Below are 22261 nucleotides of genomic sequence, written 5' to 3' on the forward strand. Positions count from 1 at the left end.
CGCCCCCGCCCGGGTCGCGGGCCCGGGAAGCCCGTCAGCCCCTACCCGCCGTCAGCGCCGTCCCGGCCGGTAGCTCTCCTGGCTCTGCGGGTTGAACTCCTCCATCCGCACCCGCTCGGCCGCGCGTACGCGCGGGTCGTCGATCCGCAGCACGTCCAGGCCGCGCTCGATGTCGGACGAGTACACGTAGCCGTTGTAGTAGTACGTCGACCAGGTGTCGTTGTCCTGTACGCCCTCCTCGACGCGGGAGTCCACGTCGAAGAAGCCGATCTCGCTCGGGGCGCCCGGGTCGTTGAAGTCGATCACCGAGACGCCGCCCTGGTACCAGGACTGCACGAAGTAGTCCTGGCCGGGCACCGGGATCAGCGAGCCGTTGTGCGCCACGCACACCTGGTCGCCCTGGTGGCGGTCGATCTTGAAGTAGCTGGCGAACTCCAGCTCCGGCGAGTCGCCGCCGCCAACCTCGTAGATCGCGTCGGCGCCGCGCTGGGGACCGACCTCCTCGGTGCAGGTCGGAGCGCCGCCACCGCCGAGCTCGTCGGTGAACAGCACGGTGCGGGCGTCGTTGGTGAAGGTCGCCGAGTGCCAGAACGCGAAGTTCTCGTCCTGGACCACCTCGGTGACGACCGGGTTCACCGGATCGGAGATGTCCATCAGCACGCCGTCGCCCATGCAGGCGCCCGCGGCGATGTCGCGCTCGGCGTAGACGGTGATGTCGTGGCAGCCCTGAGTGGGCAGCAGCAGCCCGTCCTGCTCGTGGTTGCCGCCCTCGGGGAACAGGACCGGCTCGTTGACGACCGCGGCCTCCTCGGGCGCGTCGTGCGGCACCTCGATGACGGAGATCTTGTCGTGCGGGGGCTGGCAGTTCGGGAAGGCCTCCGACGGCGAGTACGACGACACGTAGATCAGGTCGCTGTCGCCGGTCTTGCTCGGCACCAGGGTGTTGGTGTGCGAGCCGCAGTCGGTGCGCACCGCCGACACGTACTGCGGGTTGGCCTTGTCGGAGATGTCGAAGATCCGGATGCCCTCGAAACCGTCCGGATCGGTCACCGGGACGGAGGGGGCGCCGCACTCGGTGCCCGCCCTGGGGTAGTCCACCGAGAAGTAGAGCAGGTCGCCGCTGACCGACACGTCGCCCTGACCGCCCGGGCACAGGACCTCGGAGACGACCCGCGGCTCCTCCGGCTCGGAGATGTCGTAGACGACGAAGCCGTCGTAGTTGCCGCCGATGGCGTAGTCGCCGCTGAAGGCCAGGTCGGAGTTGACGTTGCGCACGGCCGAGGGCTTGGGCGTGTGGGCGACGTGGGTGATGTTGTCGCTGTGGATGTCTTCGGCGGGCGCCTCGTCCGCCTGGGCGGCGGCCGGGCCGAGGAGCCCGAGGAGCAGGGACGCGGCCGCGGCGGACGCGAGGGCCGCGGTGCGCCGCAGCGCCTTCCTGGCCCGTGGTGCTGCGGGAGGTGCGGGCATGGGTTCTCCTGTGTGCACTAGGGGGTGGGGGTGGACGCGCCGGGGCCGCGGCGTACACGGCCGCGGCCCCGGTCGTTCGTCACCCGGCCACGGGCCGGGCGGCGTTCGGGCGGGCGCCCCGGTTCCCCTCGGGGCCCGGGGCGCCCGTGCGGTCAGCGGCCGTTGCCGCGGCCCGGCCGGTACTCGGGCTGGGACTGGGGGTTGAACTCGTCCATCCGCACCTGTTCGGCGACCCGGAACCGGGGGTCCTCCAGCTTCAGGACGTCGAGTCCGCGGGTGATGTCGGAGGAGTAGACGTAGCCGTTGTAGTAGTAGGCCGACCAGGAGCCGCCCAGGACGAGGTTGTCCTCGCTGATCGGGCCGCGGTCGAAGTGGCCGATCTCCCGGGGGTTGGCCGGGTCGTTGAAGTCGATCACCGAGACGCCGCCCTGGTACCAGGACTGCACGAAGTAGTCGCGTCCGGGGACGGGGATCAGCGAGCCGTTGTGCGCGACGCAGTTCTCGGTGTCGGCCTGGTGGCGGGGAAGTTTGTAGTAGCCCTCGAACTCCAGGTCGGGGGATTCCTGGCCGCCGCCGATGGCGTAGATGGCGTTGGCGCCGCGCTCGGAGCCGATCTCCTCGTTGCAGGTGGCGCCGCCGCCTCCGCCGAGTTCGTCGGTGAACAGCACGGTCTGGCCGTTGTTGGTGAAGGTCGCCGAGTGCCAGAACGCGAAGTTGTCGTCCTGGACCACCTCGGTGACGACCGGCGCGGCCGGGTCGGAGATGTCCATCAGCACGCCGTCGCCCATGCAGGCGCCCGCGGCGATGTCGCGCTCGGCGTAGACGGTGATGTCGTGGCAGCCCGCGGTGCCGGTGTTGCCGCCGTCGGGGAAGAGCACCGGGGTGTCGATGACCTTGGCCTCGGACGGTTCGTCGACGGGGATCTCGATGACCGAGATCTTGTCGTGCGGCGGCTGGCAGTTCGGGAAGCGGTCCGAGGGCGAGTAGGAGGAGACGTACACGTACTCGTGCTCGCCGTCCTTGCCCGGCACCAGGGTGTTGGTGTGCGAGCCGCAGTCGGTGCGCACCGCCGACACGTACTGCGGGTTGGCCTTGTCGGAGATGTCGAAGATCCGGATGCCCTCGAAGCCGTCCGGGTCGGTGGTCGGCACCGAGGGGGCGCCGCACTCGGTGCCCGCCCTGGGGTAGTCCACCGAGAAGTAGAGCAGGTCGCCGCTGACCGACACGTCGCCCTGGCCGCCGGGGCACAGGACCTCGGAGACGACCCGCGGCTCCTCCGGCTCGGAGATGTCGTAGACGACGAAGCCGTTGTAGTTGCCGCCGATGGCGTAGTCGCCGCTGAAGGCCAGGTCGGAGTTGAAGTCACTCATGGCCTCGGTCTTCGGGACGTTGGTCACATGGGTGATGTTGGCACTGGTGTCGGCGTCACTGGCGAACTCGTCGTCCGCCGCGGCCGAGGCCGGGCCGAGGAGTCCGACCATGAGCACCGCCGCTCCGGCGAGGGAGACTCCGGTCAGTCCGCGTCTGGCGCGCCGGGAGGTGGGGGTCGGGGGGGATGACGCCATCCTGTGTACTCCTGATTCTGATTGGAGCGAAACAGGAAGAAGGTACACAGTTCAACATCTATATGTATAGGGGGAGACAAAAGAAACCTTGTTCTTAACACAGTGTCCAGCTGGCCCGATTCGACTACACAAGGCGCCTAACCCCGGGCGCCGCGCGGCGCACCGGAGGGCTCCGGGGCGCCGCGGCCGACGGTTCAGCCGGAGGGGGTGGAGGGCTGCGACTGCGGGTTGAACTCCTCCATCCGCACCTCCTCGGCCCCCGCCAGGCGGGGGTCGGTGAGCCGGAGCACGTCGAGCCCGCGCCTGATGTCGGAGGAGTAGACGTACCCGTTGTAGTAGTAGGCCGACCACGAGCCCGCCGTCGTCAGGGCGTCGGGGTTCCAGGGGCCGCGGTCGAAGTGGCCGATCTCCTCGGGGGCGGTCGGGTCGTTGAGGTCGATGACCGAGACGCCGCCCTGGTACCAGGACTGCACGAAGTAGTCCTGGCCGGGCACCGGGATCAGCGAGCCATTGTGCGCCACACAGTTCTCAGTTTCGGTCTGATGACGAGGCAGTTTGTAGTAGCTCCGAAATTCGAGCTTCGGCTCCGCCCCGCTCTGGTCCAGCGAGTAGACCGCGTTGGCCCCCCGTTCGGGCCCCGTCCCGGCGTCACAGGTGGCCGCGTGTCCGCCGCCGAGTTCGTCGGTGAAGACCACGGTGCGGGCGTCGTTGGTGAAGGTCGCCGAGTGCCAGAACGCGAAGTTCTCGTCCTGGACCACCTCGGTGACGACCGGGTTCACCGGGTCGGAGATGTCGAGTAGCAGGCCGTCCCCCAGGCAGGCCGCGGCGGCCAGGTCCCGCTCGGGGTAGGCGGTGATGTCGTGGCAGCCGGTGGTGGTCCCGTGGCCGCCGTCCGGCAGCAGCACCGGCTCGCTGACCACCCGGGCCGAGGCCGGGTCCGCCAGCGGCACCTCGACGACGGAGATCCTGTCGTGCGGCGGCTGGCAGTTGGGGAAGTCCTCCGAGGGCGAGTAGGAGGAGACGTACACGTAGTCGCGCTCGCCGTCCTTGCCCGGCACCAGGGTGTTGGTGTGCGAGCCGCAGTCGGTGCGCACCGCCGACACGTACTGCGGGTTGGCCTTGTCGGAGATGTCGAAGATCCGGATGCCCTCGAAACCGTCCGGGTCTGTGGTCGGCACCGAGGCCGCGCCGCACCCGGTGCCCGCCCGGGGGTAGTCCACCGAGAGGTAGAGCAGGTCGCCGCTGACCGACACGTCGCCCTGGCTCCCGGGGCACACGACCGTGGACACCCGGCTCGGGTTCTCCGGGTCGGAGATGTCGTAGACGACGAAGCCGTCGTAGTTGCCGCCGATGGCGTAGTCGCCGCTGAAGGCCAGGTCGGAGTTGTAGGACGCGGCGCCGTCCAGCCCCTCCGGCCTGGGCAGGTTGGCCACGTGCACGACGCCCCCGCCGGTGCTCACCCCGTCGGCCCTCGCCCCGGGGACGGCCAAGAGGGCGGTGACCAGGAGGGGCGCCGTTCCGAGCGTCCCCCACCGCAGTCCGTTCGCGTGCCTTCGCGTCTCCGACACCACCGCACACCCCCCGGAAATACACAAAGCATCCAACTGGCTACTATGGGTTTTACTCCTCTACATTGGTAATAACCAGACGAAACGCCGAGAACGGACATACAACACTTCAGAAGGCCAAAAGCATGCAGAAGTCCCCGGGTTGACAGGCGTCCCGGCTCCCCCGCCCGGCAGCGCGAAGTCGAACGGGATGGCACCGACCCGGGCCCGGGACTGGACAGAACACCCGTCGAGTGAGTAAGAAAGCCCGCAGGACGTTGCCCCAAGGCACAGTGCCCGCCGGTGCGGCGGCCCCGTCCGCACCCCACCCCATCGGAGGACACCTCGTGCGTCGCCTGGTACTCGCGGCCGGAACCGCTCTCGCCCTGCTCGGAGCCTCAGCCTGTACGGGTGGGGGGGAAGGGCAGGAGCAGGAGTCGGCCAACGTCATCGCCCCCGGCGCGCCCGGGGAGTCGTCCTCCCCCGCCACGGCCGACCAGATCGCCGCCCTCGCCGAGGAGCAGGGCCACAACGAGGCCGACGTCACCTACCTGGTGATGATGATCGAGCACCACTCGCAGGCCCTGGAGATGACCGACCTGGTGCCCGAGCGCCACGAGCGCGAGGACGTCGAGCTCATCGCGGACCGCATCGCCGACGCCCAGGGCCCGGAGATCACCGCCATGGAGAGCTGGCTGGAGGAGAACGTCTTCGGACCGGCCAGGGAGAACCCGGCGCACCAGAACTTCTGCGGGCTGGAGGGGGACGGCACCCATCACGACGAGAGCGGCGACGTGCCCACCTGCGAACTGGAGGTGGACCACGGCGACATGCCGGGCATGGCCACCGAGGAGGAGCTGGAGCAGCTGGCGGCGGCCGAGGGCGACGAGTTCGACCGCCTCTTCGTGGAGCTGATGACCGCCCACCACGAGGGCGCGGTCACCATGGCCGAGGAGGTGCTGGCCGAGGGCAGGGACCAGACGGTGATGCGCATGGCCAACGACGTGATCGCCGAGCAGAGGGCCGATATCGCGCGCATGGAGCAGGCGCTGGAGTAGGCCGGACGGTCCCCCGCGCGTCCGTCCCCGCGGGGGCGGATCGCGCCCCCGGACACACGCGAGGGGGCGCCCCTGGTCGGGGCGCCCCCTCGCGTGTGTTGGACCCCGTCCCGCGGGCGGGCCGCCGGAGAGCGGGACGCGGGCCTCAGGAGGGTACCGCCGGACCCGTCGCGAACGCGGAGGACGCGGGCGCGGGGTCCGGGAGGACGCTGCTAGGCGGACTTCTCCTGGCGGGTCCGGCGCAGCTGGGCGCGCGGGACGATGGTGGGGTTGACGTTGTCGATCACGGTCTCCCGCGTAATGATCACCTGACCCACATCCTCACGACTGGGCACCTCATACATCACCGACAACAACACCTCCTCAATAATCGCCCGCAACCCACGCGCACCCGTACCCCGAATAATCCCCTGCTCAGCAATCGCGTTCAAAGCATCCGGCGTGAACTCCAACTCCACACCATCCAACTCGAACAACCGCTGATACTGCTTCACCAACGCATTCCGCGGCTCCGTCAAAATCCGGATCAACGCCTCACGATCCAGATCATGCACACTCGTGATCACCGGCAACCGACCCACGAACTCCGGAATCATCCCGAACTTCAACAGATCCTCCGGCATCACCTCACCGAACAACGCCGAACCACCCAGCTCACCCTTGGGACGCAACACCGCGTTGAACCCCATCCCCTGCTGACCCGTCCGCGACTCGATCAACTTCTCCAACCCCGCGAACGCACCACCACAGATGAACAACACATTCGTCGTATCGATCTGAATGAACTCCTGATGCGGATGCTTCCGCCCACCCTGCGGAGGCACACTCGCCGTCGTCCCCTCCAAGATCTTCAACAACGCCTGCTGCACCCCCTCACCCGACACATCCCGAGTGATCGAGGGATTCTCACTCTTACGCGCGACCTTGTCGACCTCGTCGATGTAGATGATCCCCGTCTCGGCCTTCTTCACGTCATAGTCAGCCGCCTGGATCAACTTGAGCAGGATGTTCTCCACATCCTCGCCCACATACCCCGCCTCCGTCAGCGCCGTCGCGTCCGCGATCGCGAACGGCACGTTCAGAATCCGCGCCAACGTCTGCGCCAACAACGTCTTGCCCGACCCCGTCGGCCCCAACAGCAAGATGTTGGACTTGGCGATCTCCACATCCTCCTCGCCCGGACGGTCCCCCTCCGAGCGCACCCGCTTGTAGTGGTTGTACACCGCCACCGACAACGCCTTCTTGGCCTGCTCCTGACCGATCACATACGAGTCCAGGAACTCGTAGATCTCCCGGGGCTTGGGCAGGGAGTCCCAGGTGAGCTCGGTGGCGTCGGCGAGTTCCTCTTCGATGATCTCGTTGCACAGATCAATGCACTCATCGCAGATGTACACGCCGGGGCCGGCGATGAGCTTCTTCACCTGCTTCTGGCTCTTGCCGCAGAACGAGCACTTCAACAGGTCCCCGCCGTCGCCGATGCGTGCCACCCAGCCACTCCTCAAAACTAAGGCCGCCCCGTCGGTGCCGCTCGCGCGGGAAACCGCCCGGAAGTCGAAAATCTTCCGTGACCGTCCACAGCGGTGGTCACGGACGAGGCGATCTGTGTGTCGCTCTCCGTCAGACTAAGCGAAAAACCGGACCGGCTTCACCACCGGGCTCCCCCAGGCGGGTCATGGGCCGGTCCGGCCTGCGCTTCACCTTCGCCCGGACGCCCTGCCCTGCGCCGCGTACGCGCGCCCGGTCAGGCCGTCCGGCTGTGCCGCGGCCCTGCGTTCAGGACTTCAGGGAGGCCTTGCGGTAGGGCAGCACGAAGTCGATGATGCCGTAGTCCTTGGCTTCCTCGGCGGTCAGGATCTTGTCCCGCTCGATGTCCTTGGAGACCTTCTCGACGGAGTGCCCGGTGTGGCGGGCCAGGGTGGTCTCCAGCTGCGTACGGATACGGGTGATCTCGTTCGCCTGGATCTCGATGTCGCTGGCCTGGCCGTGCATGCCCTCGGTCGCGGGCTGGTGGATCAGGATGCGGGCGTTGGGCAGCGCGCCGCGCTTGCCCGCCGTCCCGCCCGCGAGCAGGATCGCGGCGGCCGAGGCGGCCTGGCCGATGCACACCGTCTGGATGTCGGGGCGGACGAACTGCATCGTGTCGTAGATCGCCATGAGGGAGGTGAAGGAGCCGCCCGGCGAGTTGATGTACATCTGGATGTCCCGCTCGGAGTCGAGCTGCTCCAGGGTGATGAGCTGGGCCATCAGGTCGTTGGCCGACGTGTCGTCGATCTGGACGCCGACGAAGATGATCCGCTCCTCGAAGAGCTTGTTGTACGGATTCATCTCCTTGACGCCGTAGGACGTCCGCTCCACGTAGGACGGCAGGACGTAGCGACCCTGGGGGGCCATCGAGGCCGCGCCGCCGATGAGACTGGGGTTGAACTCGGTCATTTCACGCCTTCCACGCACTGCGCCGTTCCTGGGATGAGGTCCGACGGATCAACTCTGGGTTCGGCCCTGGGTCACGTCGAGGGTCCCTTCGAGGACCTCGTCGATGAAGCCGTACTCCTTGGACTCCTGGGCCGTGAACCAGCGGTCGCGGTCGGCGTCCTTCTCGATCTGCTCGACCGTCTGGCCCGTGTGCTCGGAGATCTTCTCGATGAACATCTTCTTCACGTAGAGCAGCTGGTCGGCCAGGATGCGGATGTCGGAGGCGGTGCCACCGATACCGCCCGACGGCTGGTGCATCATGACGCGGGTGTGCGGCAGCGCGTAGCGCTTGCCCGGCGCTCCGGCGCACAGGAGCATCTGGCCCATGGACGCGGCCATACCGATACCCACGGTGCGCACGTCGTTGGGGATGTACTGCATGACGTCGTAGATCGCCATGCCCGCGGTCACGGAACCGCCGGGCGAGTTGATGTACATGGTGATGTCGCGCTGGCGGTCCTCCGCGGACAGCAGCAGCAGCTCACCCACCAGGCGGTTGGCGATCTCGTCGTCGACCTGCTGGCCGAGGAAGACGATTCGCTGGCGCAACAGGCGCTGAGGCGTCTGCTCAAGCAAAGGGGAAATCTGGGTCTCCGACGTACGGGCGTCGAAACGCGGGGACTCTTCAAAGGTCGACGGCACTCTCGTCACCTGCTCCGGAATCGAAACGGTTGCGATACAGCGACACTAACGCCGCGCGGCACCGCGCTCGTCCGGTTCGCGCCCCTGTTCGCTTTGAGCGCAGGGTGGCACGGTCTCCGTACAGGGCGTTCTTCCACAGGCGAACACGACGCGGGCCCCGCCCGACCCGGAGGGTCGGACGGGGCCCGTACGCGCGGAGCCCGGGGCTACCGGGTGCCTACTTGGCCTCGTCAGCCTTGGCGTCGTCAGCCTTGGCGTCGTCGGCCTTGGCCTCGTCGGCCGCGTCCGCGGCGTCGCTCTCGGCGTCGTCCTCGACGGCCTCCAGGGCCTCACCCGCGGCGACGGCGGCGGCCTTGGCGGCCTCCTCCTCGGCGTTCTCCTGCTCGACGACGTTGCCGTCCTCGTCGGTGATCCGGGCGCCGGCCAGGACCAGGTCCATGGCCTTGCCGCGGACGACCTCGGTGAAGGCGACGCGGATCTGGTTGGACTCGACCAGGTGCTGGGCCAGCTGGTCCGGGCTCACGCCCATGCGCTGGGCCTGCTCGAAGACGTACTGGCTGAGCTCGCCCTGGTCGGCGCTCAGGTCCTCCTGGATGGCCAGCTGGTCGAGGATGAACCCGGCCTTGACCGCGGAGCGGGCGCCGGTGGTCAGCTCCTCGTCGAACTCCTCCTCGGTCTTCTCCTGCGACTCGAGGTAGGCCTCCTTGGTGAGGCCGCTCTGCGCGAGCTGCTGCTCCAGGCTCTGGCGGCGGCGGGTGATCTCCTCCTCGACGACCGCCTCGGGCAGCGGGATGTCGACGGAGTCGATCAGCTGCTCCAGGGCCTTGTCGCGGGCGGCGGAGAGCTGCTGGAGGCGGCGGACCTCGCCCATGCGGTTGCGCACGTCCGCGCGCAGCTCGTCGATGGTGTCGAACTCCGAGGCCAGCTGGGCGAACTCGTCGTCCAGCTCGGGCAGCTCCTTGACCTTCACGCTGTGCACGGTGACGGTGACGTCCGCCTCCCGGCCCTCGTGCTCACCGCCGACGAGGGTGGTGGAGAAGGTGGCCTCGCCACCGGCCTCCATGCCGCGCAGGGTCTCGTCGAGGCCCTCCAGCATGGTGTTGGTGCCGACCTCGTAGGAGTAGCCGCTGACCGCGACGTCCTCGAGCTTCTCGCCGTCGACGGCGGCGGACAGGTCGATGGACAGGTGGTCGCCGTCCTCGACGGGGCGGTCCGCGCCCACCAGGGTGGAGAAGCGCTCGCGCAGGGTGCCGATCTGCTCGTCGACCTGCTCGTCGGTCACCTCGGCGGTGTCGACGGTGACCTCGATGCCCTTGTAGTTCTCGACCTCGAACTTGGGGCGGACGTCGACCTCGGCCGTGAAGGCGAGCTCGTCGTTGTCCTCCAGCTTGGTGACCTCCACGTCGGGCTGGCCGAGCGCGAAGAGCTCCTCCTTCTGGATGGCTTCGTTGTAGAGCTCCGGAACGGCGTGGTTGACCGCTTCGCTGATCACCGCGCCGCGGCCGACGTAACGGTCGATCAGCCGCGCCGGCGCCTTGCCGGGGCGGAAGCCCTTGATCCGGACCTGCTTGGCGAGCGACTTGTAGGTCACGTCGAAAGCGTGATCGAGCTCCTCGAAGGGCACCTCGATGGTCAGCTTGACCCGGGTGGGGCTCAGCTCCTCGACATCGGTCTTCACGGGGCGGTACTCCTAGGTTTGCCGGCTGGTGTCCGCGTCGGCCCGCAGGCGCACCACACACAACGGCGAAAGGCACGCGCGCACCCCCGGGGTCTTGACGACCGCATCCAGCTGGGGTGCCCTGCGACGGGCTGGGACTTACAGTTTCCTGCTGATCGCACCAAGTCTAGGGCAGATACACAGGGGGCCACGGCGCGCGGCCGGAGCCGCTGCCACGGTGGTTTCGTCGGGGTGGCGGGATTCGAACCCGCGGCCTCATGCTCCCAAAGCATGCGCGCTAACCAAGCTGCGCTACACCCCGTGTGCCGAACCAAGGATGGCACTCCTGAGAGGTGTGTGCGACCACGGCTCCGGAGACTGTAGTCTTGTCCCCGTCGGCTCCACGAGTCTAGAGGACGCTCGAAGTCTCCGGTGCCACGCGGGCGTAGTTCAATGGTAGAACACCAGCCTTCCAAGCTGGCCATGCGAGTTCGATTCTCGTCGCCCGCTCCGCTCGGGGCGAGCTGTGTGTCAAGGACACCGGCTCGCTTCGCCATTTCCCCCGGGGGACGACCTCTTACCCTCCCCACTCTCCCTCCTTCATGCGTGATTTCGGACGTTTTCGGCATTTCGACGGGCGACTTTTCCAGTGAGGTAGCTCACATTCGCGGACCGCTCCCCCGTTCCGAAACCGAACCGAGTTCGACCGTTGTGCCCCGGGAAGGAATACCCGTCCCGAACGGATACGTTGACCTTTCGGGTGAGCCCGCAGGCGCGATCGGATCCGGGCGCCCTCAGGCCTGCCGAACGGGTGGTTGAATGACGGACACGGAAGCGACGCGGGGACCCGGCACCGCGCTGAGCGCCCACTGGTTCGAGCGTCCCGACCCCCTGGTGCGACCGGCGGTCGTCACCGGGGCCTTCGACGTCCTGCACGTCGGGCACGTCCGCTTCCTCCGCTCCATCGCCGACCGGGGGCTGCCCCTGGTGGTGGGCGTGGAGTCCGACGCGCGCGTGCACGCCTGGAAGGGCCCGGGACGCCCTGTGAACCCCGCGGAGGAGCGCGCCGAGACCGTGGCCGCCCTGGCCTGCGTCACCGGCTCGTTCGTCATCGAGGGGCCGCCCGAGGTCGCCGACTGGGCCTCCTACGCCGAGGTGCTTCGCCCCCTGGCTCCCGCCGCCCTGGCCTACACCGCCGGGGACCGCTACACCCAGGCCAAGATCCGCGGCGCCGACGCCCTCGGCGCGCAGGCCTGGGAGCTGCCCTTCACCCCCGGCCGGTCCACCACCGCGGCCCTGGGACGCCTCGCCCACTCCCTCTAGCACCGGCGCGCACGCCCCCACCCGGCCCGCCGCGACGGTCGGCGGCCCCGCCCGCCCCGTCACGCGCGCGGGCCCTTCCCCGTCCACGCGCGACCTGGGAAGCGGCGCACGCGCACCGGTGTTGACGCTTGCGTGGCGAATAGGCAAGCAGAACGAGGCTGTTCATGACAATGATGTCCGGCAGGCCCTCCTACAGGGCCCTGGTCAACGACGGGAGCGCGAAGGGGCAGTCACTGCCCCCCGGAATCACCCGACGCATCATCTCCTACGCCCGCCCGCACTGGCGGGTGATCCTGTGCTTCCTGCTGGTGACGACGGTCGGCGCCGGGATCGTGGTCGCCAACCCGCTCCTGCTCAAGGCCATCATCGACCGCGGCATCCTGCCCGGGAACACCGCGCTGGTGGTGTGGCTGGCGCTCGCCGCGGCGGGTCTGGCGGTGCTGGAGAGCGGGCTGACCCTGCTCGGCAGGTGGCTGTCCTCCCGGATCGGCGAGGGGGTCATCTACCAGCTGCGCACGCAGGTGTTCACCCACGTGCAGCGGATGCCGGTCGCCTTCTTCACCCGTACGCAGACGGGATCGCTGATCAGCCGTCTGAACACGGACGTGGTGGGCGCGCAGCGGGCGATCACCTCCGTCCTGCAGTCGGTGGTGTCCAACCTGGTGAGCGCGACCGCGGTGATCGTGACGATGATCGCCCTGTCGTGGCAGGTGACACTGATCGCGCTGGCCCTGGTCCCGCTGTTCGTCGTCCCCGCCAAGGTGATCGGACGTCGGCTGGCGCACATCTCCCGCGACGCGATGGACACCAACGCGGACATGAGCTCGCTGATGACCGAGCGGTTCAACGTCGGCGGGGCGATGCTGGTCAAGCTGTACGGGCGCCCCGAGGAGGAGTCGGCGGGGTTCGCCCGGCGCGCGGGCCGGGTCCGCGACCTGGGCGTGCGCCAGGCGGTGTTCGGCTCGCTGCTGTTCAGCATGCTGGGCCTGATCACGGCGCTGGCCATGGCGATGGTCTACGGGGTCGGCGGCGTGCTGGCGATCGGCGGGGCCTTCGAGGTGGGCACGCTGGTGGCGCTGACCACCCTGCTCGCCCGCCTGTACGGGCCGGTGACGACGCTGTCCAACGTGCACGTGGAGATCATGACCGCGCTGGTCTCCTTCGACCGGGTCTTCGAGGTGCTGGACCTGGAGCCGGGCATCAAGGAGAGCCCCGACGCCCGGGACCTGCCCGGGGGGCGTCTGGGCGTGGAGTTCGACAACGTGTCGTTCCGCTACCCGGCGGCGAGGGAGTCGTCGGTGGCGTCGCTGGAGCTGACTCCGCAGGCGTCGGTGGACGAGGACACGCAGGTGCTGAGCGGGGTGTCGTTCCGGGCGGAGCCGGGGACGATGGTGGCCCTGGTGGGGCCGTCCGGAGCGGGCAAGACGACGCTGACGCACCTGGTGTCGCGCCTGTACGACCCGACCGAGGGCCGGGTGCTCGTCGGCGGGCTGGACCTGCGCGGGGTGACCGGCGGCTCGCTGCGCGAGGCGGTCGGCGTGGTCACCCAGGACGCGCAGCTGTTCCACGACACCGTGGGGGCGAACCTGCGGTACGCGCGGCCGGAGGCGACCGACGCCGAGCTGGAGGAGGTGCTGCGGATGGCGCGGCTGGGCGCCCTCCTGGACCAGCTGCCCAACGGGTTGGACACGATGGTCGGCGACCGGGGGTACCGGCTCTCGGGCGGTGAGAAGCAGCGGCTGGCGATCGCGCGGCTGCTGCTGAAGGCGCCTTCCGTTGTGGTGCTGGACGAGGCGACGGCCCACCTGGACTCCGGGTCCGAGGCGGCCGTGCAGGAGGCTCTGTCCGTGGCGTTGGAGGGCAGGACCTCGCTCGTGATCGCGCACCGGCTGGCGACGGTGCGTGAGGCGGACCAGATCCTGGTGCTGGAGGACGGCCGGATCCTGGAGCGGGGCACGCACGACGAGCTGCTGGACCAGGGCGGGCTGTACACCGCGCTGTACCGGACCCAGTTCGCGCCGCAGGGCCGGTAAGCGCCCGTGCCGGGGACCGGCCCGGCGGGACGGTTTCCGGCGCGTCCGGTCGGCCGCCCGCCGGGAGCCTCTCCGGCGCCGGGGCGGGGCTACCGGGGCCCGGAGTCGGTCGCCGCCGGACTAGCCGCCCTTCTTGGACTTCCTGTCCTTGGCTTTCCCGGCCTTCTTCTCGTCCTTCTCGGACTTCTTGTCCTTCTTGTTCTTCTCGGACTTCTCGTCCTTCTTGTTCTTCTTGGACTTCTCGTCCTTCTTCTTCCCGCCGTCCTTGCCCGGGCGGGCGGCGCCCTCGCGCCTGTCCTTCCTGCGCTCCTTCTTGGCCGCCTTGGAGTGCTTGGGCTTCTTGCGCTTTTTCGGCTTCTTGGCGTCCTTCGAGGTCACGTGGTCGGCCAGGACGGCGGGCAGCGGGGCGATACCGGGCCCGCCCTCGAAGATCCAGTCGTCGACGGCCTCGACCAGCTTGTCCTCGGTGACCTCCCCCAGCCACACCGGGCGGCCTCCGGCGGCCCGCCCCGCCGAGGACGGCTGGACGACCACCACGTTGGCCTGGAAGCAGATGCCCAGGCACTTGCTGGTGCGGACGGGAACGCTACGGCCGGAGTGGTCGTCGATGGCCCTGAGTCGGGCGAGCTGCGCCTTGTGGTCCACCCCGGGGACCTTCTTCTTGGTACCGCAGCAGCAGCCCCGGCACACCGTGAGCTGACAGGGACGTCCTTGGGCCGTGTCCACTCTTCTCCCTTCACGCTCCCGCCGAACCCCAGGAACCGTTAGGTTCGCCTTACCTCATCAGCCTAATCCTTGGCCGAAACCGCCTGACCAGCGGGTACGCCCCCGGGGCCGGTCGCTGTCGCACCCTGGTGTCCGGGCCCGGTGACCACCACGGGACGCCAGGTCTCGGGCAGCCCCGCGCCGCCGTCCCGGCCGTTCCACCCCGGCGCCCACACGAACGGCAGTCCGGCGGCGAACAGCGGGCCCGGGCGGTCCATGAGCTGCATCCGCACCTGGGGTTCGGTGCAGGCGCCGGAGTTCCCGCAGCGGGCCACCGTCTGACCCGCCCGGACGCGGTCGCCGCGGCGGACCGCCAACGATCCGCGCTCCAGGTGTCCCAGCCGTACGTAGGCGCCGCCCACGTCGATCACCAGGTGGTTGCCGAGCGGTCCGGCCGGACCGCGCAGCTCCCGCAGGGTGTTCTCCACGACCGAGCCGAACAGCCACGGCCAGGAGTTGCGGCTGCGGTGGTCGCGCCGACCCCCGTGGGCGGTCACCACCGTCCCGTCGGCGGGCGCGTGGACGGGCTGGCCGAAGGCCGGGAAGTCTCCCGGCGGGCGGCTGAGCGGCCGCCAGCCGATGTCGGGGCGGACGCCCGCGCCGGGTTCGGCGACCAGGCCCAGCGCGTGGGTCTGCCCGTAGGCGTGGCTGCCCTGGCTCGGCACGCTGTCCACGGGGCTGGTGAGCGCCATCCACCTGCCCCGCACGGGCGGTTCCAGCACCCGGGGCTCGCACCGCACGGTGCCCAGCCGCAGGTAGACGGCCAGCGCGGCGGCGAGCAGGACGCCGCCCACCCACCAGGAGAGGCCGAGGTAACCGGCGAGGAGGGCGAGGGTGGCCGTCCACATCAGCGGCATGCGGACCCTGGCGAGCAGCAGCGGCCATCGGGGGACGGGACGGCCGGAGGGGGCCGGGGAACGGCGCGGGGCGGGTGAGGGCATCCCCCATTGTGGACGCCCCGCCCGCCCCGCGCGAAGACGGGCCGCGTTATCTCGGGTTCTCCCCGTCCCGGCGGATCTCCCCGTCCGGCCGGGTCCGCTCGTTCTCCCGAGCGCGTTTGCGCAGGTACTCCGTCGCGGCTCCGGCGCCCTTGTCGATCCTGTCGTCGTGGGCGCCGCCGGTGGCCTTCTTGGCGGCTCTGGCGGCCTTGCCGACCAGGCCCTGGGCGTGTTCGGCGTTGTCGTCGACGGCCTTCTTCAGCCGTTTGAACGCATCTCCGGTACCGGACATGTAATCCTCCCTCGATCCGTCCTGCCCTGTCGCGATACCCGGTTCCCGCCCCGTTCATGCCGGTGGGGCGTCCGGGGCGGGGTCGGATACCAGGTCACAGGCCCAGGACCACGGTTGCGATGGAGAAGTAGATGAGCAGTCCCGTGGCGTCCACGATGGTGGTCACCATCGGTGAGGACACCACCGCCGGGTCCACGCCCACCTTGCGGGCGAACAGCGGCATGGACGAGCCGATGACCGCCGCCCACGTGCACACCGCGATCACCGAGCACGCCACCACCACGGCGACGTCCACGCCCACCAGCAGGGAGCCGATGGCCAGGGCCAGCACGGCCAGGAGGAGTCCCAGCAGCAGGCCGACCCGGGCCTCCTTCCAGATCACCGAGGGCAGGTCGCGCACACGGACCTCGCCCACGGCCAGGGCGCGCACGATCGCGGTGGCCGACTGGGCTCCGACGTTGCCGCCCGTGCCGATGAGCATCGGCACGAACAGGGCCAGGGCGGTGACCGCCTCCAGTGCCGACTCGAAGGCCTGCATCACGTTGACCGTGAGCGTGGCCGCCACGATGAGCAGCATCAGCCACACCGAGCGCGCGCCGACCAGGCGCAGCACCCCGACGGAGACGTAGTGTTCGCCGACCGGGCTCGCGCCGGACTGGAGGGCCATGTCCTCGGAGTCGGCGGCCTCGATGACCTCCAGGGCGTCGTCGAAGGTCAGCAGACCCACGAAGCGCTCCTCGGAGTCCACCACCGCCAGGGCGACCAGGTTGGCCTCCTGCATCAGGCGAGCGGCGTCCTCGACCGGTTCCGCGGCGCGCACGCGCGGCGCGAACACGTCCACGATGTCCTTGATCAGCCGTTCGTCGTCGCTGACCACCAGGTCGCCCAGGGTCACCGTCCCGACCATGCGGCGGCCGTCGCTGACCACCGGCAGGGTGTAGATGGTCTCGGCGTCGGCCCCCCGCGCCCGCACGACCTCCAGGGCGCGGCCCACCGTGAGGTCGCGGTGCAGGATGACCGTCTCGGGGGTCATGTACCGGCCGACGGAGTCCTCGGGGTAGCCCAGCAGGGCGGCGGTCATCCTGCGTTCGGAGGGGCTGAGCCCGGCCAGGGCGCGGGTGGCGATCTTGGCGGGCGCCTCACCGATGAGACGGGCCCGGTCGTCCGGGTCCATCTCCTCAAGGATCTCGTGGAAGGCCGTGTCGCGCAGCCCGAGCAGGATGGACTGCTGCTGGCCGGGGTCGAGCTCCTCGAAGACCTCCAGCTCGCGGTCCTTGTCCAGGAGCCGGAAGGGGATGATCGCCTCGCTGCCGTCCATGCGGGAGAGTTCGTCGGCGATCTCGTAGGGCCTGTGTTCGGCCAACCAGAGCCGGATACCGGTCAGATCGTTGTTCTCGACCAGATCGATCAGTTCTTCAGCGCGCTCGCCTTCTGACATGCGAAGCACCCCCTCGCATTCTTCTGCGCCCGGTGGGAAGCACCACGGGCGGCACCGGATCCTGGGAAAAGCGGTGGGCCGGTGGTTCCACGGCCCCGCTCCGGTCCCGTTGTCACTGGTGTGGTGAACCGTGCGTCGGGTGGGTCTTCCGGGGGCGGAAAGGGCGGGCACGGTGATCCGGGGACGTGTACGGTCTGACCGCCGTACGCGGGACGGGGAGCACCCCGACCATACCCGTCGGGAGGGCCTAGGAGCACACTGGCCAACTCACCAGCGCGCCAGGAACCGCCCGACGGGTGGGAGCGGGACGGGCCGGGAGCACACTGGCCAACTCACCAGCACGCCAGAAACCGCCCGACGGGTGGGAGCGGGACGGGCCGGGAGCACACTGGCCAACTCACCAGCACGCCAGAAACCGCCCGACGGGTGGGAGCGGGACGGGCCGGGAGCACACTGGCCAACTCACCAGCACGCCAGAAACCGCCCGACGGGTGGGAGCGGGACGGGCCGGGAGCACACTGGCCAACTCACCAGCACGCCAGGAACCGCCCGACGGGTGGGAGCGGGACGGGCCGGGAGCACACTGGCCAACTCACCAGCACGCCAGAAACCGCCCGACGGCTCAGTCCCGCCAGAGGACGACCAGAGCGCAGTCGTCGTTCTTGTCCCTGCTGAGGGTGTCCACGATCTCGTCCGCCCCGGTGGCGAAACCGCGCGGGACGAGCTGCTCGGCCGCGCCGAGGAGGCGGTCGATCCCGGCGTCGAGGTCCTCGCCCGGGGTCTCGATGAGGCCGTCGGTGCAGAGCATGATGGCGTCGCCGGGCCGGAGCCTGCCCTCGACGGAGGCGTAGGTCATCTCGGGGATGACGCCGAGGACCACGCCCTTGGCCTCGGTGGTGCTCCACAGCCCGCCGCCGCTGTCGTAGTGCAGCGCGGGCGGGTGCCCGGCGGAGGCGATCTGGTACTCGCCGGTGTCCAGGTCCACGCTCAGGTGCACGGCGGTGACGAAGCCCTCGCCACCGCTGTTGCGCATGAGGTAGTCGTTGCAGTGGGCCAGGAAGTCGCGGGTGGGGACGGCCCCGATCAGTCCGCTGAAGGCGCCGGAGAGCAGCAGGGCACGGGTTCCGGCGTCCACGCCCTTGCCGGAGACGTCCACGACGGCCACGTCCAGCCGGTTCTCCCTGCGGATGGAGACGACGAAGTCGCCGCCGAAGGACGAGCCGCCCGCCTGGCGCAGGACGGCGGTGCGCCCCCAGCCCTCGGGCAGCCGGGGCAGCCTGCCCTGGCGGCGCAGGCGGTCGCGCAGGTCCAGCAGCATCATCTCGCCGCTGAGCCCCTGGACGCCGAGGCGCTCGCGCACCCCCGACAGCAGGTAGGACAGCACCGCGGTGACGCCGATGGTGACCAGCAGGCCGGGGCCCACCTGGCCGAAGTCGAGCATGAAGGCCACGAAGACCAGGACGGCGGCGACCACGGCCAGCAGGAAGGCCAGGCTCTTGCGCTTGAGGAGGAGGCCGCCCGCGAGGACGGTGAGGATGGTGGAACTGGGCGGGAACCAGCCGGTGGGACCCCACACGGCGCCGACGCCGATGCCGACGGCCAGGGCGACGAGGGTGATCAGGACGAGCCGGTAACGGAACAGCACCTTGCGCCGGAGCACCGCGACGAGCCGCTGCGCGGTGGAGCGCAGTAGCCGGGTGGTCTTGGCGGTCGGTGTGGGCTTCATGTGTCCCCTGCGTTGCACACCCGCTCACCAGCGGGGGTTCGGTTCTCGGACGGCACGGTCGGGATGGGCGCGGGGGCCGCGTCGCCGCCGGGGGCCGGCGTACGGGGCTGTGTGGGGCACGCCCTGGCCGTGGTGGTCGGAGGTGCCGACCGGAGGGCACCGCCGCGCCGCGGGCAGCGAGGCCCGCAACTGTGCACGAACTGTAGCGCGGGGGGTGTCGCCGTGGCACGTGCAACCAGCAGTGTTCTCCGCCCAAACCGAGGATTTGGGTTCAGCCGATAACCGAGCGTGTGGATTCGGGCATCGTTCCGGCGTCCGAAAACCGTTCCGTAAGCCGGGGTGTTCATCCCTCTCGGACGCTCCCCCGCGGTCGGGCTCCCGCCGCCGGTCGGGTCCGCGCCCCGTCGGCGCGGTCCGCTTCCAGGATCCCACGGCACAGCGGCGCGGACCAGGGGCTCTCGTCCCCGGCCCGCGCCGGAGGCCGCTCAGCGCGTACGGACGTCCCCGCGCGCGGCGAAGGGCACCCGAACAAGGGAAGTGCCGCGCGTGGCGTCCGTCGAGGGCGGTGTCCCGCCCCGTCGCGGAGCGCCCCCGGCGGGCGGTGGCGGGCGACGGGCGGGCCGGAGCGAAGCGGAGGTCCCGGGCGGGCACCGCTCAGGGGAGCTGGGGAAGCTCGCCGGTCTCCTCGTAGGCCGTCAGCATCGCGATGCGGCGGGTGTGCCGTTCCTCGCCGCTGTACGGGGTGGTGAGGAAGACCTCCACGAACCGGGTGGCCTCCTGCGCGGAGTGCATCCTGGCGCCGAGGCTGAGCACGTTCGCGTCGTTGTGCTCACGCGCCAGGCGGGCGGTGTCCTCGCTCCAGGCCAGGGCCGCGCGCACGCCCCTGACCTTGTTCGCGGCGATCTGCTCGCCGTTGCCGGAGCCGCCGATGACGACGCCCAAGGAACCCTTGTCGGAGGCGGCCCCCTCGGCCGCGCGCAGCACGAAGGGCGGGTAGTCGTCAGCGGCGTCGTAGGCGGCGGGCCCGGCGTCGACGACGTCGTGGCCCTGCTCCCTCAGCCAGGAGACGAGGTGTTCTTTGAGCTCGTAGCCCGCATGATCTGATCCAAGGTAAACACGCACGGGACCAGTCTGGCAGGTCACGGCGGTGACAAGCGCAGCGCCCCGCTCGCCGGGGCGAGGCGGGGCGCGGTGGTACTCGTGTCCCTCAGATGGAGCCGGAGGCCGCAGCGGCGACGCTCAGCCCGAGAACAGCGAAGAGGGCCATCGAGCCGATGGCGATCACGTTGTAGATGACGATCGCCTTGAGGTCCTTGCCGAGAGGACCTGCCTTGGAGACCGCGGGCTTCTTGCTCAACTTCCACCTCGTTAGGGTTCGACCAGGGATATCCCGTCGGAAATTTTTCCACACCGCACAACGTGGTTCTCACCGGGGCCGATTCCGCGCGAGGAGCCGCGGGGGCCGTGAGTCCGCGCACATCCGTCGGCGGGAGCGCGCCACCGGTCCGCGCGAGGAGCCGCGGGGGCCGTGAGTCCGCGCACATCCGTCGGCGGGAGCGCGCCACCGGTCCGCGCGCCGGGCCCGCGGGGCCCGGCGCGCGTGCGGCGTCACAGCTGGACGGCCTTGACCTCGCAGAACTCCTCCAGGCCGTGGGCGCCCCACTCTCGCCCGTTGCCGGAGCGCTTGTAGCCGCCGAAGGGGGCCCGGGGGTTGAGGGCGCCGCCGTTGACCTCCACCTGTCCGGCCCGCAGGCGCCGGGCCACGGCCAGGCCGCGCTCGGGGTCGCCGGACCACACCGCCGCGTTGAGCCCGTACACGGTGTCGTTGGCGATGGCGACCGCCTCCTCCTCCGTGTCGTAGGGGATCAGGACCAGCACGGGGCCGAAGATCTCCTCTCGGGCGATGCGCATGTCGTTGCTGACGTCGGCGAAGACCGTGGGGCTGACGTAGTAGCCGTTCGGGCGGCCCTCGACCGGTTCGGGGCCGCCGGTGACCAGGCGGGCGCCCTCCTCCACTCCGAGCGCGAGGTAGGAGCGGACCCGCTCCAGCTGGTCGGCGGAGACCAGCGGGCCCATGCGGGTGGCCTCGTCCGCGGGGTCGCCGGGCGCGTACTTGGCCGCGGACTCGGCGGCCAGGGCGACGGCCTCCTCGTAGGAGTCGCGGTGCACCAGCATGCGGGTGAGCGCGTTGCAGCTCTGCCCGGTGTTGCGCATGACGTCGGCGACGCCGCGCTTGACCGCCTTGACCAGGTCGGCGTCGGGAAGGATGACGTTGGGCGATTTGCCGCCCAGCTCCAGGGCGACCTTCTTGACCGTCTCCGCGGCGACCTGGCTGACCCGGGTCCCGGCGCGCGTGGAGCCGGTGAAGGACACCATGTCCACGCGGGGGTGGGCGGCGATGGCCTCTCCGACGACCGGGCCGGTGCCCGACACCAGGTTGAACACGCCCGCGGGCAGGCCCGCCTCGTGGAACACCTCGGTGAGGGCGTAGGCGCTGAGCGGGGCGGCCTCGCTGGGCTTGAGGACGACGGTGTTGCCCGCCAGGAGGGCGGGGACGACCTTGAGCACGATCTGGTGGAGCGGGTAGTTCCACGGGGTGATGGCGCCGACCACGCCGACGGGCTCGCGCACGATGAGCGAGTTGCCCACCCGCTCGCCGCCGAAGTAGCGCTCGCCGGTCTCCTCGACCAGGTCGATGTAGGTCCGGAACATGAGGGCGGGCAGGCCCGCCTGGACCCTGCGGGCGAACACCGCGGGAGCGCCCATGTCCCGGGTGAGCTCCGCGGCGATGTCGTCGACGCGGGCGTCGAACAGTTCCAGGGCCTTGGTCAGGTGGGTGACGCGCTGCCCGGGCGCGAGCGCGGACCAGGCGGGCAGGGCGGCCGCCGCCGCCGCGACCGCGGCGTCGACGTCCTCCGCGGCCCCGGCCGGAACGGTGTCGATGACCTGCTCGGTCGCCGGGTTGACCACGTCCAGTGCCTCGCTGGAGGCGGAGTCGCGCCAGGCGCCGTCGATGTAGAGGGATCGCATGGCCCCACTGTCGCAGAACGCGATTCGGGTTGGCCAGCCCGGGGCGCGGGGCCGGTGCTTTCCCCGATGCCGGGGGTTTCGCGCCGCCCCCGCGGAGGGCGGCGGACCGGTGTCCCGTCGGATCAGTCCCAGTGCGGGGGGCGCTCCGCGATGAGGCGCGCGGTGGAGTCGTCGTCGGAGTCGCCCCAGCCGGGGCCCCTCTCGTCTCCGGTGGTGTCGGGCAGGATGTCGAGGTCGTCGAGGAAGTCGACCCTGCGCTCATCGTCGGGTCCGGACACGGTCCCCCGCCCCCTTCGCGTTCGTGGCGG

At 70.1% G+C, this 22261-nt stretch carries 19 protein-coding genes and 2 tRNA genes; 4 read left to right on the top strand and 17 right to left on the bottom strand.

Annotated elements, in window-relative coordinates; genetic code table 11:
* Window positions 1-51 precede the first annotated feature (51 nt).
* From PV789_RS21705 to PV789_RS21715, 3 genes are all read right to left on the bottom strand, one after another.
* The gene (locus tag PV789_RS21705; RefSeq protein ID WP_274974299.1) at window positions 52-1467 is read right to left on the bottom strand and encodes an LVIVD repeat-containing protein; all 1416 of its coding nucleotides are present in this window, start codon (window positions 1465-1467) and stop codon (window positions 52-54) included.
* Window positions 1468-1619: 152 nt separating this feature from the next.
* Window positions 1620-3032: a hypothetical protein gene (locus PV789_RS21710; RefSeq protein ID WP_274974300.1), complete on the bottom strand. Its 1413-nt coding sequence runs from the start codon at window positions 3030-3032 to the stop codon at window positions 1620-1622.
* A 194-nt stretch (window positions 3033-3226) separates the two neighbouring features.
* The gene (locus tag PV789_RS21715) at window positions 3227-4603 is read right to left on the bottom strand and encodes an LVIVD repeat-containing protein (protein WP_274974301.1); all 1377 of its coding nucleotides are present in this window, start codon (window positions 4601-4603) and stop codon (window positions 3227-3229) included.
* A 323-nt stretch (window positions 4604-4926) separates the two neighbouring features.
* Between PV789_RS21715 and PV789_RS21720 the strand changes: the two genes are divergently transcribed.
* Complete coding sequence (locus PV789_RS21720) at window positions 4927-5637, top strand: DUF305 domain-containing protein (protein ID WP_274974302.1); 711 nt, start codon at window positions 4927-4929, stop codon at window positions 5635-5637.
* 212 nt (window positions 5638-5849) lie between these two features.
* Here PV789_RS21720 and clpX read toward each other — a convergent pair whose 3' ends face one another.
* The 5 genes from clpX to PV789_RS21745 all read right to left on the bottom strand — a co-directional run bounded on the left by clpX (window position 5850) and on the right by PV789_RS21745 (window position 10730).
* On the bottom strand, window positions 5850-7124 hold the full coding sequence (gene clpX, locus PV789_RS21725) for an ATP-dependent Clp protease ATP-binding subunit ClpX (RefSeq protein ID WP_274974303.1): 1275 nt from the start codon (window positions 7122-7124) through the stop codon (window positions 5850-5852).
* A gap of 286 nt (window positions 7125-7410) precedes the next feature.
* Complete coding sequence (locus tag PV789_RS21730; RefSeq protein WP_047872141.1) at window positions 7411-8070, bottom strand: ATP-dependent Clp protease proteolytic subunit; 660 nt, start codon at window positions 8068-8070, stop codon at window positions 7411-7413.
* A gap of 48 nt (window positions 8071-8118) precedes the next feature.
* Window positions 8119-8751 (bottom strand): ClpP family protease, encoded by a 633-nt coding sequence (locus PV789_RS21735; RefSeq protein ID WP_082768643.1) that lies wholly within the window; start codon window positions 8749-8751, stop codon window positions 8119-8121.
* A gap of 217 nt (window positions 8752-8968) precedes the next feature.
* Window positions 8969-10429: a trigger factor gene (gene tig, locus PV789_RS21740; RefSeq protein WP_274974304.1), complete on the bottom strand. Its 1461-nt coding sequence runs from the start codon at window positions 10427-10429 to the stop codon at window positions 8969-8971.
* 226 nt (window positions 10430-10655) lie between these two features.
* Window positions 10656-10730: transfer RNA gene (locus tag PV789_RS21745), tRNA-Pro, on the bottom strand.
* 117 nt (window positions 10731-10847) lie between these two features.
* On the opposite strand from PV789_RS21745, the gene PV789_RS21750 reads away from it, so the two are divergent.
* The 3 genes from PV789_RS21750 (at window position 10848) to PV789_RS21760 (ending at window position 13764) form a co-directional block, all read left to right on the top strand.
* A tRNA-Gly gene (locus tag PV789_RS21750) sits at window positions 10848-10918 on the top strand.
* A gap of 309 nt (window positions 10919-11227) precedes the next feature.
* Window positions 11228-11731, top strand: a complete 504-nt coding sequence (locus PV789_RS21755; protein ID WP_212643229.1) for an adenylyltransferase/cytidyltransferase family protein — start codon at window positions 11228-11230, stop codon at window positions 11729-11731.
* Between the two features lie 170 nt (window positions 11732-11901).
* Window positions 11902-13764 carry an ABC transporter ATP-binding protein gene (locus PV789_RS21760; protein WP_274978208.1) on the top strand — a complete coding sequence of 621 codons (1863 nt, stop codon included), beginning with the start codon at window positions 11902-11904 and terminating at the stop codon, window positions 13762-13764.
* A gap of 120 nt (window positions 13765-13884) precedes the next feature.
* Here the strand turns inward: PV789_RS21760 and PV789_RS21765 are convergent, their stop codons facing one another.
* From PV789_RS21765 to PV789_RS21805, 9 genes are all read right to left on the bottom strand, one after another.
* A complete protein-coding gene (locus tag PV789_RS21765; RefSeq protein ID WP_274974305.1) occupies window positions 13885-14409 on the bottom strand; it encodes a (2Fe-2S) ferredoxin domain-containing protein in 525 nt (174 codons plus the stop codon).
* Window positions 14410-14552: 143 nt separating this feature from the next.
* The gene (locus tag PV789_RS21770; RefSeq protein WP_274974306.1) at window positions 14553-15470 is read right to left on the bottom strand and encodes a M23 family metallopeptidase; all 918 of its coding nucleotides are present in this window, start codon (window positions 15468-15470) and stop codon (window positions 14553-14555) included.
* Between the two features lie 46 nt (window positions 15471-15516).
* Window positions 15517-15759: an Rv0909 family putative TA system antitoxin gene (locus PV789_RS21775; RefSeq protein WP_274974307.1), complete on the bottom strand. Its 243-nt coding sequence runs from the start codon at window positions 15757-15759 to the stop codon at window positions 15517-15519.
* 94 nt (window positions 15760-15853) lie between these two features.
* The gene (gene mgtE / locus PV789_RS21780; protein ID WP_274974308.1) at window positions 15854-17197 is read right to left on the bottom strand and encodes a magnesium transporter; all 1344 of its coding nucleotides are present in this window, start codon (window positions 17195-17197) and stop codon (window positions 15854-15856) included.
* A gap of 622 nt (window positions 17198-17819) precedes the next feature.
* Window positions 17820-18923, bottom strand: coding sequence for a PP2C family protein-serine/threonine phosphatase (locus PV789_RS21785; protein ID WP_274974309.1), 1104 nt, complete (start codon window positions 18921-18923; stop codon window positions 17820-17822).
* A 654-nt stretch (window positions 18924-19577) separates the two neighbouring features.
* A complete protein-coding gene (locus PV789_RS21790) occupies window positions 19578-20045 on the bottom strand; it encodes a ribose-5-phosphate isomerase (protein ID WP_274974310.1) in 468 nt (155 codons plus the stop codon).
* Window positions 20046-20130: 85 nt separating this feature from the next.
* A complete protein-coding gene (locus PV789_RS21795) occupies window positions 20131-20280 on the bottom strand; it encodes a hypothetical protein (protein WP_165435955.1) in 150 nt (49 codons plus the stop codon).
* 251 nt (window positions 20281-20531) lie between these two features.
* A complete protein-coding gene (locus PV789_RS21800) occupies window positions 20532-21953 on the bottom strand; it encodes an aldehyde dehydrogenase family protein (RefSeq protein ID WP_274974311.1) in 1422 nt (473 codons plus the stop codon).
* Window positions 21954-22075: 122 nt separating this feature from the next.
* Complete coding sequence (locus PV789_RS21805) at window positions 22076-22231, bottom strand: hypothetical protein (RefSeq protein ID WP_274974312.1); 156 nt, start codon at window positions 22229-22231, stop codon at window positions 22076-22078.
* Window positions 22232-22261 lie beyond the last annotated feature (30 nt).

The organism is Nocardiopsis camelliae, from assembly GCF_028993595.1.
Classification (GTDB): Bacteria; Actinomycetota; Actinomycetes; order Streptosporangiales; family Streptosporangiaceae; genus Nocardiopsis; species Nocardiopsis dassonvillei.